The sequence below is a fragment of the Sulfitobacter sp. AS92 genome, assembly GCF_038900015.1.
Classification (GTDB): Bacteria; Pseudomonadota; Alphaproteobacteria; order Rhodobacterales; family Rhodobacteraceae; genus Sulfitobacter.
This window is the reverse complement of the sequence record NZ_JBBMQL010000004.1, coordinates 56,170-71,158: the sequence shown is the minus strand read 5'-3', so window position 1 is coordinate 71,158 and position 14,989 is coordinate 56,170. Positions and strand designations below refer to the sequence as shown.

General features: G+C 61.8%; 18 protein-coding genes. All 18 read right to left on the bottom strand.

The genetic code is table 11. The features are described 5' to 3' along the window. Positions 1–9 precede the first annotated feature (9 nt). Positions 10–516 carry a phage major tail tube protein gene (locus tag WNY61_RS09340; RefSeq protein ID WP_342851187.1) on the bottom strand — a complete coding sequence of 169 codons (507 nt, stop codon included), beginning with the start codon at positions 514–516 and terminating at the stop codon, positions 10–12. Continuing rightward, the gene (locus WNY61_RS09335; protein WP_342851186.1) at positions 516–1,703 is read right to left on the bottom strand and encodes a phage tail sheath subtilisin-like domain-containing protein; all 1,188 of its coding nucleotides are present in this window, start codon (positions 1,701–1,703) and stop codon (positions 516–518) included. Before WNY61_RS09335 ends, WNY61_RS09340 begins: the two co-directional genes overlap by 1 nt. Before the next feature lie 86 nt (positions 1,704–1,789). After that, a complete protein-coding gene (locus tag WNY61_RS09330) occupies positions 1,790–2,221 on the bottom strand; it encodes a hypothetical protein (RefSeq protein ID WP_342851185.1) in 432 nt (143 codons plus the stop codon). Continuing rightward, complete coding sequence (locus WNY61_RS09325) at positions 2,221–2,649, bottom strand: hypothetical protein (protein WP_342851184.1); 429 nt, start codon at positions 2,647–2,649, stop codon at positions 2,221–2,223. Before WNY61_RS09325 ends, WNY61_RS09330 begins: the two co-directional genes overlap by 1 nt. 5 nt (positions 2,650–2,654) lie before the next feature. Then, a complete protein-coding gene (locus tag WNY61_RS09320) occupies positions 2,655–4,157 on the bottom strand; it encodes a hypothetical protein (protein ID WP_342851183.1) in 1,503 nt (500 codons plus the stop codon). Further along, positions 4,132–4,305 carry a hypothetical protein gene (locus WNY61_RS09315; RefSeq protein WP_342851182.1) on the bottom strand — a complete coding sequence of 58 codons (174 nt, stop codon included), beginning with the start codon at positions 4,303–4,305 and terminating at the stop codon, positions 4,132–4,134. Before WNY61_RS09315 ends, WNY61_RS09320 begins: the two co-directional genes overlap by 26 nt. A 10-nt stretch (positions 4,306–4,315) precedes the next feature. After that, positions 4,316–6,616 carry a hypothetical protein gene (locus tag WNY61_RS09310; protein WP_342851181.1) on the bottom strand — a complete coding sequence of 767 codons (2,301 nt, stop codon included), beginning with the start codon at positions 6,614–6,616 and terminating at the stop codon, positions 4,316–4,318. Beyond that, entirely contained in the window at positions 6,613–7,278 is a 666-nt protein-coding gene (locus tag WNY61_RS09305; protein ID WP_342851180.1) for a phage tail protein I, read from the bottom strand. The genes WNY61_RS09310 and WNY61_RS09305 overlap by 4 nt, the downstream gene beginning before the upstream one ends. Before the next feature lies 1 nt (position 7,279). Next, complete coding sequence (locus WNY61_RS09300; protein WP_342851179.1) at positions 7,280–8,179, bottom strand: baseplate J/gp47 family protein; 900 nt, start codon at positions 8,177–8,179, stop codon at positions 7,280–7,282. Next, the gene (locus WNY61_RS09295; RefSeq protein ID WP_342851178.1) at positions 8,176–8,541 is read right to left on the bottom strand and encodes a GPW/gp25 family protein; all 366 of its coding nucleotides are present in this window, start codon (positions 8,539–8,541) and stop codon (positions 8,176–8,178) included. Before WNY61_RS09295 ends, WNY61_RS09300 begins: the two co-directional genes overlap by 4 nt. Before the next feature lie 31 nt (positions 8,542–8,572). After that, positions 8,573–9,070: a phage baseplate assembly protein V gene (locus WNY61_RS09290; RefSeq protein WP_342851177.1), complete on the bottom strand. Its 498-nt coding sequence runs from the start codon at positions 9,068–9,070 to the stop codon at positions 8,573–8,575. Further along, complete coding sequence (locus tag WNY61_RS09285; RefSeq protein ID WP_342851176.1) at positions 9,067–9,618, bottom strand: hypothetical protein; 552 nt, start codon at positions 9,616–9,618, stop codon at positions 9,067–9,069. Before WNY61_RS09285 ends, WNY61_RS09290 begins: the two co-directional genes overlap by 4 nt. Next, positions 9,615–10,166 (bottom strand): phage tail protein, encoded by a 552-nt coding sequence (locus tag WNY61_RS09280; RefSeq protein ID WP_342851175.1) that lies wholly within the window; start codon positions 10,164–10,166, stop codon positions 9,615–9,617. Before WNY61_RS09280 ends, WNY61_RS09285 begins: the two co-directional genes overlap by 4 nt. Next, positions 10,153–10,485, bottom strand: coding sequence for a head-tail joining protein (locus WNY61_RS09275; RefSeq protein ID WP_342851174.1), 333 nt, complete (start codon positions 10,483–10,485; stop codon positions 10,153–10,155). The genes WNY61_RS09280 and WNY61_RS09275 overlap by 14 nt, the downstream gene beginning before the upstream one ends. Before the next feature lie 5 nt (positions 10,486–10,490). Next, positions 10,491–10,751, bottom strand: coding sequence for a hypothetical protein (locus WNY61_RS09270; RefSeq protein WP_342851173.1), 261 nt, complete (start codon positions 10,749–10,751; stop codon positions 10,491–10,493). Positions 10,752–10,815: 64 nt separating this feature from the next. After that, positions 10,816–12,900 carry a phage major capsid protein gene (locus tag WNY61_RS09265; protein ID WP_342851172.1) on the bottom strand — a complete coding sequence of 695 codons (2,085 nt, stop codon included), beginning with the start codon at positions 12,898–12,900 and terminating at the stop codon, positions 10,816–10,818. Next, on the bottom strand, positions 12,827–14,443 hold the full coding sequence (locus tag WNY61_RS09260) for a phage portal protein (RefSeq protein ID WP_342851171.1): 1,617 nt from the start codon (positions 14,441–14,443) through the stop codon (positions 12,827–12,829). Before WNY61_RS09260 ends, WNY61_RS09265 begins: the two co-directional genes overlap by 74 nt. After that, on the bottom strand, positions 14,443–14,976 hold the full coding sequence (locus WNY61_RS09255; protein WP_342851170.1) for a hypothetical protein: 534 nt from the start codon (positions 14,974–14,976) through the stop codon (positions 14,443–14,445). The genes WNY61_RS09260 and WNY61_RS09255 overlap by 1 nt, the downstream gene beginning before the upstream one ends. Positions 14,977–14,989 lie beyond the last annotated feature (13 nt).

Here is a 14,989-nt window from a genome sequence, read left to right as displayed (position 1 = left end):
GCGGCCCCCTTACATTCCGAGCGCGGTGCGCCGCGCTTCCAGCTGATCCACGCCGTTCATCACGCGCTTCATGTTCGGCACATCAATCTCATGGATTTGACGCCCGCCGAGCTCTTCGGCGAAGTAGTCGAGGCGAACGGTGATGGTCAGCGGCGCAGGCTGGCCCGGTGTCCATGTACCCCGGTCGATGCTGGTCACTTTGCCGCGAAGGCGATGCACCGCAGCTTTGACCGAGCCGTCCATACTTTCGACCGAACCACGCGCCGTGAAGGCGACGGCCGCGCCCTGCGAGACGCCCCACATGGTCAGCACATCGAAATCATACGCCGTGAGGATGAAGGACGCCTCAAGCCCCTCCATTCCCATATCGAGCGCGACCGGGGCGTCCATGCCACCGGCACGATGATCCTCGGTCTGCACAGCGAGAGTGGGAGGGGTATATTCGGAGACGTTGCCGGCATAGCCCCGGCCATCAACAAACAGGTTAAAGTTTTTCAGAATATCGCGCGCAGCCATTAGCTAAGAGCCTCCGTGATGTAGGTATCCACCAGATGCGAGCGGAACGTAATGTGCTCGGCTGGATACGGCGGGGTGAATTCGAGATTGAAGTAGACCTTGCCCTCCGCGATTGCGGCCGGCGTGTTCAGGTCCGGATCGGGGAAGCAGCGGCCGCCCAGAAGCGCGCCGAGCTCAACCAGCTGGGCGATGTACCCGTTCACGCCGTCGGCGACGTCCTCCAGATAGGTTTTCGAGATATTCCGGTCGACGGCCCACATATGAGCGCGCTGCAGACTTTCGTGGAGGATATCGGCCGTCCGACGAACCGAGATGAACTGCCACTTCGCGTCCTCGGTCGGCACCTGGTTGCCCCAGAGACGGAAGCCGTCCTGACGGATGATCGTGGCCACGTCATTCTCGTTCAAGAGATTGGCGCGGGAGGACGCATCACCCAGCTTGAAATCCACCGGCCGCGCCGTGCCGATGATGCCAAAGACGCCCTTGTTTGAGGGGGAGTGCCAGAAGCCGGCGTCGTTGTCGGTGCGCGCGATCACACCCGCGATCCGCGCAGAACTCGGCTCGACCACAACATCGCCCTCGCCGTCCAGAACTTTGACCCAAGGATCGATCACGTAGACGCGGCCGGAAGTGCCCCAATCGCCCGCATAGGTCTGTGCGGCATCATCCGTGGTGTTCGGCCCATCGGCGACGATCACAGCGCGCAGACGCGCGGCGATGCCTTCGAGCTCGGAAACAACCGGGTTCGCAAGATCAGTGGGCCGCTGGTGGGTCCAGCCCGGTGCGATCAAGATGCGCGGGGTATGGCCCACAACCGACTCCGCGCCGGCCAGAGCATGAACACCCTCATATTGCCCGGTGCCGGCATTCACGCCGCCTACGATATTTGCCAGCGTGGCGTCCTCGTCGGCGCCCTCCTCAACGCGGACCACGATCACGACCGCGCCGATCTGGTCAAAGATGCCGTCGAGCGCGGCCGGCAGAGTGCCGTTGCCATCGCCGACCGTGTCCAGCTTGGCCGCTTCGGTACGCGAGCCCGCGATCAGAACCGGAGTGTTTAGGGGGAAGGTAGTGGCATCCGCGTCAGGCGCGGTCCCCACAATGCCGATTACACCAGAAGAAACCGTCCGGATCGGCCGTGCGCCGGTGTCCACCTCGATCACTTCAACGCCGTGAAGGAATGCCATCTATCTCGCCTCAACTATTGTCGACAGTTGAGCCGATCATCGCGAGGCGGGCTAGTCCTTTCCTCTGGCGGTTTTCCTGCTCCGGCTTACCGGCGCAGGCCGCAGTGCTCGGCGAGATCACCGGGCGAATAGGTGTGAGGCTTTTCCAGACCAATAGCGTAGGCGCAGAGCTCGGAGCAGAACCAGCCCCGGTCGCTCTCGATATCGACAGGGAGCGCGGAGAGCCCGGCCCCGATGATGTCATAGGGCAGCCCGACCTCGCCCAGCGCTTTAGTCCAGGACGATCCCATATCGACGCCGACCCGCACAAACTCCCAATGCCCGCGGTGAAACTCTATCTCGCGAGCGCGAACGCAATTGCCGTCGCGCTTGGATGCCGACACCGCCCGAGCGGAGCCGCCCGGCTGCGGCTGGATGGCGACGAGCTCGCAATGCGAAAAACGGCTGCGCGTGATTAAACGCACAGCCGCATCCTGCCATCGCCCCGGCGCCTTGTAGAAGGCGAGCGTGGTATGCATCAGAGGATTTGAGCGGCCTGCCGGAACAGGTCGTCCTTCGCCGCATCATCAAGCCCGAGCGTTTGCCCGAGCGCCGCGACAAGGGGATGATCCCGACGCAACTCCGTGGCATACTCCCACTCAATCCGCGCTTCGTCGCCCGCCTCGCCGGTCATGCCCGCGATTGCAGCCTCGGCGTTTGCCAGAAGCCCGGCGCGGGAAAGCGCAAGCCGCGCTTGCCGCATGGATACCACGTCAGGCACCGGGGGCGGAGGGGGCGCCGGACGTTCACTCAACACAAGCCACCCGTCACCTTGCCATTGCGCTAACCCTTCGGGTGGCGGCTTGGCCGAGACAACCCAATGGGGCGGGCGACCATCCTTCTGCCCAATTTGGCGGGATTTCCCGGTCGCGATCCGATCCGCGTCGATTTCATAGATTGTACGCATCACTATCACCCCAGATTGACATATGTTTTTGGTATGGTGGCAACATCAGGCACAGAAAATTCTGTATCTGGGTCGAACGGCAGGATGCGCGTCCCCGTACGTATGTGGTACGGGTTTGAGCTGTGAGTGTAGATGAAATTCTTGTACTCAGCGTCTGCCACCAATCCCTCGCGTGGGACGTAAAAGGATGAGGCCGTGGATAGGTATCTTTCATCTAGGCTCAAAACCGGATGGAAGCTTTCGATGTTCCACGGCTCCTCCAACGTGATCTCCAAGTTATAGCCGCCCCCCCCAGCGACTAATCCAATAATTCGACGACCGTCTGGGCTGAAGCAAAGGTGATCGGAGAATTTCGAGTTAGTCTCCTCCAACCCGAATAGATTGTCGTAAAGGACCAGACTTTTAGTCGCAAAAGGATTTGCGGTTGTGAAGTCGTCTGGCGTGGACAACGCGTGCTCAACCAACATTTGCTCGTCCACGCCGTTAACGGAGACCGCCGTATAAGCGATGAAAAGGCTAGAGCCATCCGGTTTAAGATACGCAGCCAATGCGTTAGGGTTCGTTTCGCCAAAGGGTCTAATAACTTCCGTAATTTCAGGCCCCGCCGAGGTCACATCATACGGCGTCGAAAGCGGAAAAATGCGCAGATACCCGAAACTTATTTCTAGAAACTGCGTACCCGCGTTGTTGATGATCCCAATGATGTTTGGTCCGTACAGGGATTTGTAACCCGCCTGCACAGCTGTGGACCAATCGCCGGGCGTCGAGAGGTCGTACTGATACCACCGAGCCGGCGAGTAGTTATACAGCAAGTAAACACGGCTCAAGTCTCGCTTGGCGGTAATTCCCAGAACTGCTTGTCCGATTGGCTCAAAAGCAAGTCCATCGTCCTCGATGTACCCCGCTCTGTATTTGTTCCAATCGAATACCGCCCACGCATCGGGATAGGCTGATTTGAGATAGGCGCTCTTATCAGCCTCAACCCAACTTCCGGTGGGCACTCCGAAGGATTTCATACTCTCCCCCGCGCCGGGCTGATAGCCAAGCGCATCAATCGCCTGCGCAGTCCGCAGCGGGCTCATCGGCTTGTCGGCGTTTTCCCCCGCCTCGCCTTCCTCTTGCGTGGCGAAGTCCTTGGTCGCTACCGCCTTCAATCCAAGCGCCGCCAGAGCCGCGCCCTTGTCCGGCAGATCGTCCAAGTTTTGATCCTTGGCGAGCTTGCCCGCGAGGTCTTGCGCAAAATTATTGCCGATCAGATCGTCAACGGCCTCTTGCGCTTCCGCAGTGGCAGCGCGGAGTTGGTCCAATTCCGGCGTGATGCTGTCCCCGATGACTTGCAAGGTCCGCGCGTTGAGCGCGTTGATTGCATTATCGGCTTCCACGACCACATCGCGGTAGGGCTGCAACGCATCCCACATCCCGCCGAAAATAGCGTTCAGGTTTGTCAGGGACAGATCGTAGTCGAGCGTGGCCCGGAATTGATTATTGGGGTTCGGCAGTTCGGACATTTGCACCATCCTCAACAAGTTTGGCCAGCACCGCGCCCTTGATCTTGTGAACGTGGCGCGGAAGCAGGGGCACGTCTGTGCCAGGCGTGAGAACCGGAGCGGAGAACCGCACCCGGTAGACTGTTTCTGGTTCGTAACTCTCAGCCATTGGGCACTCCTTAGAAAGCGAACATGGCGACACTCTCGCCAAAGAATAAATCGACCGAAGATGTGCTCTGACCCACCAGCCGATAGCGCGCGGAATTGGTGGAAGGCACGGTGAAGCTGGCGCGCAGTTTGAGACGCTCTGGTTCCGGATAATCGTCCTCAATCTCCGTAACGGTATCGGCCGAGTAGACCGTGCCGCCGACCATCAACTCAGGCGTGACCGTGTGAATAGCCGGGTCATAATCATCCACCACGGTCTCGGTGATGACGGTCGTGGTAGGCAGGCCGAAGCCGTGATCCTCGCCCACGGCCAGCATGGAAGCGCCGCGCCGATAGGCCCGGTGCCGCGCCGTATCATCCAAAACAATCGACGGCATGAGATCGGTCGTGCCTTCGAACACAGCCCGGATACGGCAAGTGTCCGGCACGTCGCGCAGCGGCGAATTGTCGTCGGTCGAGAACGGATGCCAAACGTCCGGCAGGCCGATCCGCTTAGGCGCATACTCCCATGGCAGACGCGTGCCGCCCGGCTCCCAGCCCCCATAGGTGAAGTGGAACTCAGTCATGCCGCCTTGCAGGGTCAGCGCGACAAACTCAACCGCAAGGCGCGTGGTCGAGAACTTGGCCGCGTTGAGCCGGAACGCGAAGTCCTCAGTGGGGCTGCCCTGCGCCCATGCTTCGTCCGTGGACCAGAACAGCGACCCCTGCGCGTATTTATTTCCGGTCACAGTCCGCAGGGAGTGGTTGCCGGTCGTGACCGTAAACCACGCATAGCGGCGCCCGGCCGTCAGGAGCGTCGGCCGGAAATCACATTTGACCCAGCCGGTCGAAAGATCAGCATGAGCAATGGTGCCCTTGACGATGGTGGTGTCGAAGTCCGGCGTGCCGCCTTCGTTCACTTCGCAGAGGAACACATGGATATCGCCGTCCGACCCTTTGCGCGCCACATCCAATTCCAGCGATGTGACGATCCGCTCCTGCGAGTTAAGGAAGGTTTGCCCGTAGACGGAGCCGTTCACCCCATAGGTGGTGGTGGTCCAATATGTGTAGGTTTCGGTCCAAGACCGCTTGATCACCTGACGCGCCCGGTATTCGGAGTGCCCGTTTGCCGCCTCTTGCGTTTGGTTCCAAGGATTGTCGGTCTTGCCGAGGTTTTGGAATGTCTCCCCGGCCGACGATTTGAAGTTACCCAAATACGCCGCTTGGCCCACGTTGGCATACTCGCGGGTGTTTTCGCAGATCTTCACAGTAGGCCCATATTCCACCGACGACCGAGAAACGCTGCCGGTATGCGCGGTCCGCACAGTATGTGTTTGCTGCGAAATATCCTTGGTGCTGCCGGAGCCAGAAACGTCGATCAGGCGCTCCTCGGTCCAAGCAGGCATCAGAACGCCATCCTTGATCCGGATATCCGGCGAGGCGTCTGCCAGCACCTCCATGCGGTTGTCCGTGAGCGCGAACTTCGGGAACTTTACCCCCTCGCCGATATCGGCATTCCAATCCACATGGCTCTCGTCCCAATGCTCCGTCGTCAGCGCCGCATCGAAGAACCGGCTCACATAGTTGACCGGAGCGCCGAGCAGCTGCTCCATCCGGGCCAGACCGCCCTGCAGCTGGATGATGATCTCAGGACGGATGATGTGGGGAATTTCCCCCTTGATGGCCGCGACATCCGTCTCGATGCCGGTCACACGCTGGAACAGCGCATCCACCCGAACCTCAAGCCCGGTCAAGCGCCCATCAATGTCATAAAGGGATTTCACCTTGCCCGAGACGGCCGGCTCAATCGCTTGGGCGCCCGCACCAGACAGCAGGATAAAGACCACGGCGCAGGAGCTCTCTGGCACGGTCGGCTTGACCGCAGAACCCGGCGCCGCCTGCGTCCCTTGCTGCACGACGAACTCGACCAGCCGGACCTCCTCACCCACGACCGACTGCGTGGCCGGCTGCGGGTTTTCAGGATCGAGCCCCGTCCGCACCTTCGCCGCGCGGTCGCGCGTCGTCTGGTTGGAGGGCTGCGCGAGGATCGCGATCCACTTCTCGTTACCCGCCGGCGGCAGATAGTCGAGAATACCGATATCGACCGCCGCCTCAAGCGAGTAGATCGCATCCCCTTTCCACAACTCACCCGGCGCGATGGTGATCGACTGACCGCCCCCGGCGATGGTCACGGTGAACCGCGACCAATGCGATGGGAAGGCGATAGCCCCCGCCGTCACCGCGTCCGCGTGATCGCGTGCGGCACGGCCGATGCCCGAAAAGACCTCGCCCGTGGCATATTCCTTGTCAGCGATTAGGACGTTGCGCGTCATGCTGAGAGCTCCAATCTGTCTTTAAATTGCCCGGTAGTGGGGGCATCGGCCGTAGATGGCACGTCCCCCGAATTGAGTGCGCGGCGCGTATCGAAGTAGCAGCCGACCACGGTCGCGGCACTCTTCGCAGCCCGCGCGGCCGCAAGCGCGCGATCCACCGGCTCGGGGCTCGGAGGCACCAACGCCACATCGCCAACCGCCGATGCCCCAACCGCGAGAGATTGCGCATGTTCGGTCAACGCGACCAAGACCAAGTAGTCAGCCGAAAACGGCCCCTGATTTACCCGCCGCGAGCCAACCGAATGATCACCAACCACGAACGGCGCAGGATAGGCCAGAGAATGCAGGATCGAGCCGTCGACATAGTCCAGGTATCTCTGCAGCCCGAGCCGCGTACCGACCATTTCGCCAAGCCGCTCCCCCGGATAGCCCGGATGCACCCCAGCATGGTGGGCGATAATGTCGCGCTTGCGCGCATCCGACCAATCATCGAACCAGAGGCGCACGCCGTGGTGCGCGGCGAGCCAAGGCAAGGTCGCAGCCGGCGCAAGATACGGATCACGCTGATCGCGCAGCGGCACAGCCGGCTGCCGAGAGAGAACGTCAGCAAGCGCGCGCTCCAGATTGGTCGCATTGCGCGGCAGGAGATCAGCAGCACTCATATTACGCGAGCTCCACAGTCAGGGAGCGCAGGATCGGCGCGGTGTAGGGATCGGCCGTGTGCACCACCGGGCTCAAGTCCTCAACAGAGAGGATCGAGACGCCATCACCATAGGCGGCACCTTGGATCAGCGGCGCCGGAACCGACGCCCCGATCCGCTGCCGGGCTTCGCACACCGCACGGACACGCGCCTCGGCTGCGTTGCGCGCCAATTCACGCGACGGCCCATCCGACGCAGCCGGAGTAATCCGAAGATGCACGTCATACTCAGCCCGAACGGCCCGAACCACGAAGCCACCCAGCCCATCCGGATAAGCGCCATCGCTGAAAGCAGTGCCGCGAATTGCGGCTATATCGGCCTCCGAGGCATCGGCATAGCCCACACCAAGAACAACAAGATCGACGTCGCCCGCCCGGCCATGCACCACCGGGCCGAGGACAGAGACATCCGACAGCGCCGGCACCGCCGAATAGGCATAGAAGGCAAGCGCGCCACGGCTGCCGGCGCTATGGCGAGAGAAAGAAAGAAGGAAGCGGTTCACCAGCTGCGCGTCGGTTTCATAGACGGCGGGATCGTTGCCGGCCGCCTCTTTAACTACGGCCCGAACCACGCCCTGCGCGGCTGCGAGGTTTTCCAGATCGGCCCCGCGCGCGGTCGAGGCGAACAGCGCCTGCGCGCTATCATTCACGCGCTGCCGCAGCAGCACCTCGCGGTAGGCAATGGCCTCAATCAGCTTAACGACCGGCTCGCTTTCCAGCGCGGCCGAGAAATCAGGATAGCGGGTCTGGAAGTCTGTCTGGATGGCAGAGACGATGGCCTCATAGTCGAGCGCATCGACCACGTCCGGAACCGGCAGGCTCGCCACGTCCGCAGTCAGGCGCGTATCGAAGAATTCAGTCATTGCACGACCACCCCGTCCAAAGTGATCTCGCGCCCATCCGTCTCGAGGACGGCCGAGAGAGATAGCTCCATCCGGCCCGGCGCGACATCCGTCAGCAGAACCTGCTCCAGACGGATACGCGGCTCCCATCGGTTGAGCGCTTCGGCGACGGCCGTATAGGCATCAAGGACGGTCGAGCGGTTGATCGGTGCATCGATCAGATCATAAAGGCGCGAGCCATAGTCACGCCGCATCACCCGACTGCCAATTGGCGTCGTCAGGATATCTGTAATGGACTGCCGAAGATGGTCGATGCCATCCAGAGGCGCCCCGGTCGATGCGTTCATGCCAATCATGTCCAGATCATCGCCACGCGCGCGCACGGTTTCCTCTGGCGGTTTTCCCAGAGCAGCCCTAAACCGGCTCGCCCTTAGTCGACGGCCCAGAAGTCACTCCGGTATGCGCGTGATCATCGCCGATGTTCCTGCCGTTGTGCGAGACAGAGCCGCCCTCAATGGCGAGACCGTTATCAGAGACGGTAAAAGAGACGCCCCCGACCGATAGCTCAATGCTATCAGGCAGCATGATCAAGCTGGCATCGCCAAGATGCACCTCGACGGCTTCTCCAGCGGAGGACGGCGCAGGCATGCCATGCTGGAACGCGGCCCCGAGGATCACGCCCTGCGCAGTGTCGCCGCTTTCTGCGAGAACCCAAACCTGCTCACCGACAGCCGGAGGCGCCCAGACCTTCGCGGCCCCGGCACGCATCGCCATGAACGGTATATCGGCGCTTTCCGTTTCGCCTCCGAAGGAGACGCGCGCCCGCGCTTTGCCGGGATCGACGGACACCACGCGTGCCACCCGAACCATAGATGCAGAGCGCCGCTCCGCTTCTGCCGCCTGGAAGCTCACAGATCGTCCTCCGGTACGATTTGCCAGTAATCCTCGACGTGATCCGGCCCGGTTTCCGGCTCCACCCCGAGATATACCGTTTCTGGGACCACCGAACCCTCGGGGCATTCCCAAACCGACGCGCCCAGATGCACGATCTGCTCCCATTCGACCACCCACACCTCGTACTGGTCGAGATTAGGATCGAACGGATCAGGACCGACCAGAGTGACCCGCGCCGGCCCGACCGGCTGGCCCCAGCGATTGAGATGCACCAGATGCGCCAGCTGCGCTGCGCCCTTGCGAACCTGCCGATCCACATAGGCCGTCCGGAACCCAAGGATCAGCCGCGCGCGCCACCGCGTAAGCATGGCCAGCTGTTCAGTGCCGGGATCGGCCTCCGGGGCAGCTTCCATGTCTTCAAGATCCACAAGGACTGCAGGCAGGGTGAGCGGCTCGCTCGTGTCGGGATACGCCTGCACCGACGCGACCGTGGGCATGCCGGCCGAAATGGCAGCGACAACAGCATCATGCAGCGCATCAAAATCGATCTCTGTATCAGCGTTCACCCGCCCACCTCATAGATTGTGCGCGCCCTGATTTCGGCGCGGAAATTCCGGAAAAACACTTCGTCAATTTCATCGAACACCTCGTCCTCGATGAAGCGCGCGGCTTCGTCCTCGATATCGAGCCGCGCCTCGGCGATCGGGTATCGCTTACGACCGACCCGGCGCATGATGGTCCGCTGCCCCTTGCGGTTCTTGGCGACAAAGCCGCCCGATACGGACCGGCCCGCCATCGAGGCGCCGCCCGGCGTGGCCTGCGGTCGCCCTTTGAACGCCGAGGCGCGCAGATCGTTAAGACCGAACCACATGCGAACACCGCCAAGATCACCCCCGGAGCCGCGGTTGAATTTGAACCCGGCAAGCCGTTTGCGGAGCTCGGATGCGGAGCGCAGCCCGAGCCGCTCGCGCAGCCCTTTCCGGGCTTGGGTTTTCATGTTGGAAGCCGTCCGGCGCAGAGCGCGGGAATAGGCGAGCGCAATCTGCTTTTCAGACGCCCCGAACTCGTCCGCGATGCGGCGCATTTCCGAGGCGTCGAAGTCAAAATGCAGCACCACCGGCCTCCTGCTTCACAAGAGGCAGCACCGCCATGCCGGTGCCGTCATTCTGCGGATCGCCGAGCGCGAGGTAAGAAACGCTCCCAATGCTGACCTCGTCGCGCCGCGCGACCCCGTCCAGATCGGCAGCGCGCGCGGTAAAACGAGGCTGGGCTCCATCGAAAGAATACTCGCCCAGCTGCGCGTCGAAGAACGGCTCGTCAAAGATACCAGAGACAGAACGAGAGGCGCCCTCCGCAGACACGATGGTCGCCTCGACAGCGAAATCATCGGTCTGCAGGAAGGCGCCCAAGTCTTCCCAATCAGGAGACGGCACAGCCGTCAGTCCTTTTTGTTAGCAGCCCCGGCAGCGGCCGGAGCCTTTGCTGACTTCGCGGGAGCCTTCGCTGGTTTGGCAGGCGCCTTCGCACCGTTGTCGCTTTCAGTGTCGGCATCATCGCCGCCCTTGGCCAGAACCGCCTTTTCACGCTCAAGAATGGGTTTGGCGTCCGCTTCGGCCATCGTGACAGTCTGGCCGCGCGTGCGGATTTTGCCCTCATAGACGAAGGCGCTGGTCACCTTGATTTTTACAGTTTTCGACATCATGCCGCTCCGATAATTGAAGAAAAAACGCCCGACCGCCTAAGCGGCCGAGCAGTCAGGGAGGTTAGGAAGCGTCAGAGCCGTAGCTGAAGCTCTCGACGCGGCGCAGGAGGATATCGACGTCCTGCATGGTGACGATCCGGAGACGGCCCTTCTTCGAATTGGAGTAAGGATCGACAGTGATATCGAGCCCGCCCCACATGCCGACAACCACATCAGCCCAGTTGCCGAAGAACAAATCACCGGAGGTGATCTGGTTTGTGACCTCGGAGCGGTAGCCGTTCACGGTGTTGCCGCTTTCCCAAATCGGCGAACCGTTGGTGCCGTCGAACTTCTCGGTCGTTTTCAGGTGGCCGCGCATGCCTGCGCCCATTGCGTAAGCCATCGAGTTGACGTCCGCGTTATCCGAGGCAATGGCTGTCTCCATCTGCACCACTTCGGCGTAGCTGGGCATTGCCGCGCCACCACCGGAGGCTGCACCGCCGAAATCAACCGCATTAACGCCCGCATAGTTTTTGATGCCGCGCGGCTGGTTGCCGGAGCCGGAGCCATAAAAACCGGCCTTATCGATGGTCAGCGCGAGAGCCGATGCCAGGTCGCGGCGAACAAGCGCCTCCATATCGACGCTGGACTGCTTCAGCAGCTTTCGCGTGATCTCCGAATAGGCCGCAACGGTCTTTGGCGACATGGCCAACTGGCCGAGCTCCAGACCGTCCTCGGGAGCATCATCGTCCTCACCGATCCAGTAGCCGGAAGCGCCCGACGCCTGCAGCGGAATATCCACATTGCCGACCAGACCGGAGAGCGGCGTAGCCAGACGCATCAAAACAGCCCGGTTGCGCAGCATATCGATGAATGACTGCGACATCAGCGTGGTGGCGATGGCGTTACCGCCTGTGTCGCCCGCAGCCGTGCCGCTGGTGTCAGAATTGAGTGCGCGGGTCAGAACTTCCGGAGGGACCATGATGCCCTCGGCCGAGCGGCCCATTGCCTGCGCGGCAGCTTCCGACGCTTCGAACTCAAACGCGGCAGCTTCCTGCGCGCGACGGTTGGTCGGATCAGACAGCGCGCGGATTGCCCGCACGAAGGAGAACTGGTCCTGCTCGCGCTCAGACAGGCCGACATTGTGGCGATCCGAGAGAGGTGAGGCATTGCGACGACCGCCGTCCATATGATCCAGAAGCGCCTGACGGAACTGATCCACTTCTTGCCCATCACGAACGGCATCACGTGCCAGATCGTCAGCGCCATACTGCTCGCCCATTTCCATGATCGAGCGAACGCGAGCGCGCTCGGCTTCGGAGCCAGTGCGCTTTGCTTGGCGTGTGTTTTCGCCAGCCTCCTCGATGGTTTCGAGGACTTCAACGATCTTGCCATCCTTGTCCACCATCGCGCGCACGAGGTTGCCCGCGCTATCCCGCAAAATTCGTTCCATAGTTTCGCTCCGTTCCTGCGATTGATTGGACGCACCCTCGTCCGTATTTGTGGCTTCAGTATCCGAAGCAGCCGCGCTCTCTTCCTCTGGCGGTTTTCCTGCCCCCAAATCGCGGCCCACACCGACAGACGGATCGGCAGCGACGGCCACGATGGAAACCTCGTAGGGTTCCCAATCGAGCACCCGGACCATATCGGCCTGCCCAGCCCGCTCCTCGATCTCGATCTTGTGGATCAGATAGCCGACCGAGACATGGCGACGGATACCGTCTACAACGTCTTGGAAGATTTCATCGGCCCGCGCGCCGCGCCCGAACTTGACCACAGCCCGCCCGCGCCGGTCGGCATCGATGCGCGCCTCCGTTACGACGCCGATCTGGTCGTCCCAATCGTGATTGACCAGAAGCGCGGCACCGCCCAGCATACGATCCATCCGGACGGACGCCGGATCATGCGATAGCACCTCGATACCGAAGTACCGCTCGACCTCGATCTCCGAGGAAAAGGCGAGCTCTACCGTCCGCGCATCTTCATCGATGTTGCGAACCTCTGCGACACGCGACAACCCACGCTGCCCGTTTTCGCCGGCTGCGTTAATTTGCTCCGGCGTCACGGCCCGAGTGAGAGAGCGACCGACCAGATCAGCTGCCGTCAGCACCCGAGCCCCCGTCGCTTTGGTTTCCGGAACTTTGACCGGCTGGTTTTGCTGAGCCATTAGACCCCTCCGCTTGTTGAAGTACGACAGCGTTAATAATTTCCTCGGGAATGCCCGCTTTCCGCATGTCCTCGATATCCCGAGCGATATCGCGCCAAACCGTCTGCGGGTCTTGGCCGCGATCACGAATGATCTGCGACGGAGACATCAGAAGGTTATTCTTCGCCAGCACGGCAGCTTTGACGTCCGCGTTAGGATCGATCCAATCCCAGCGGCGGGGCTGCCATGCGACCTTTGAAAACTTGTCCAGCTTCGCGGCCGGCAACGGTTTGCTGGCGCGCTTGATCTTGCCAGCCAGAAGCGAGCGTTTCAGCCAGCGCCCGAAGATCGGCGCCATCAGGCTCTCCACGACCCACTCCTGCAGGTCTTTCCAGTGCTCGCGCTCGTCAATCGTGCCTTGCCGGATAGACGAGTAGTTAACGCCCTCCAAATCCGACGCCAGATTGTTATAGGCCACCCCGAGCCCGGCCGAGATGCCGCGCAGCTGGTGCTTGGAAAAGACCGCGAACTCGCCCGAGGGATAGGTTGGGTTGTATTCCTTGAAGCGCGCGCCGGAAGGAAGCTCGTGGTAAACCCCGGCCTCACTTTCGATTTCGACCTCAATAGCTTCGTCGTTTTCGTCGACGGCCTCCGCACCGTAGCCTTCGTCCCACTCGATAAAGCCCGCCTTGTTCGCGCCTTCGCGCGCGTTGACCAGCGCCGAATGCTCTAACTGGTTCAGCTGGTGCATCCGCCAGAGCGCGGTAGCCATCCACGGCAGGCCGCGCTTTTGTCCGATCAACTCCGATATAAAGCAATGGATGATCTGGTCCGCAGGGAGGCGAACGAAGGACCGGCCGCCATACGAGTAGTCGCTTTCTTCGGCCCCGGTCGTTGTGAAGTAATATGCCGTAGGACGCCCGAACTGATTGAACTCGATGCCATGCCGGATAAACCGACCGCCCGGCAGGCTGACCTCGTCCAGATCGAGAGGACAGCGCTGCGGATCAAGCACGTTGAGAGCGAAGCCCCACGGCCCAGCATCGCGGCCGGTCACGACCTGGACAAAGAACTCCCCATCGCGCGCGACCGTTTGAACCGCCAGCCCTTGGATTTGCCGGAACGGAAGCCGCCCCGTCACATCGCAATTCTCGGCCTTCGACCATTCTACCCAAGCCGCCTCAATTGCCGCGTTGGCCTCCAAGTCCAGAGAGCCGTCCGGGTCTTTCGCCTGAGACTGCATCTGGATGCCGCGCGGCCCGATGATGTTTTGACGGACCATGCGCAGAAACGCCTTAGCGTGGTCGTTGTTCGCCGCCTGCTCCCGAGAACGCGCGACCAAAGCCCGCTGATTGCGACGAACCACATCATCCGCCGTCAGCGGCGTGGTCGACCAAGACCCGGTCAGGCGATCAGAGCCGCCCGCGTCAAAAAGCCGTTTGCCAGCACCGCCGCGACCGAGGCGAGGCGCGCGCTTCTTCGACAGCTTGGGAATGTTGCTGGGCGCGTCCACGACGCGCGGCTCCTGCCGCGTTTGCGGCTCCCGCTTTCCGAACCAGCCCATCAGCTAAACCTCACACGATGCATGCGGCCGAGACGCCCGCCTTTTTTCCCCGCCTTCGCCGCCTGAACTTGGGCGCGATAGACCGCGCGCAGCTTCAGCAAATCGGCCAGTGGCGTCCGAGTGAGGCTGCGGTTATTGATCGAGTAGGACTGCTGGTCGATAGAGGCGCGCCCCTCGATCACCGCCTCGACGGCTTCCAGCACTTTCTCGGCATGGGATCGGCCGTCGAACGCGCCAGAACCGGCCGCCAAATCCTCAAGCACCCGCAGCTGGCCGTCCTCAAGCAGAACCGTCTCGAAACTGTCGATTGCGCGCAGCTGCCACCAATAAGCGCCGGGCTGCCACGCAGCCGTGGTATCCGCCGCCGCGCTGAAGATGAACTCGTCACCATCGCGCACGGCATCGACCGTGATCGCCTGCGGCCCGCGCAGGATCAGGGTCAGCCCCCACTCAGGAGCCGCATATTCTGGATAGGACAGCGACACACCGAACGTGATGCCCGCCGAGATTTCACTTGGGATTGAACCGGCCACAGCCTCACCATCT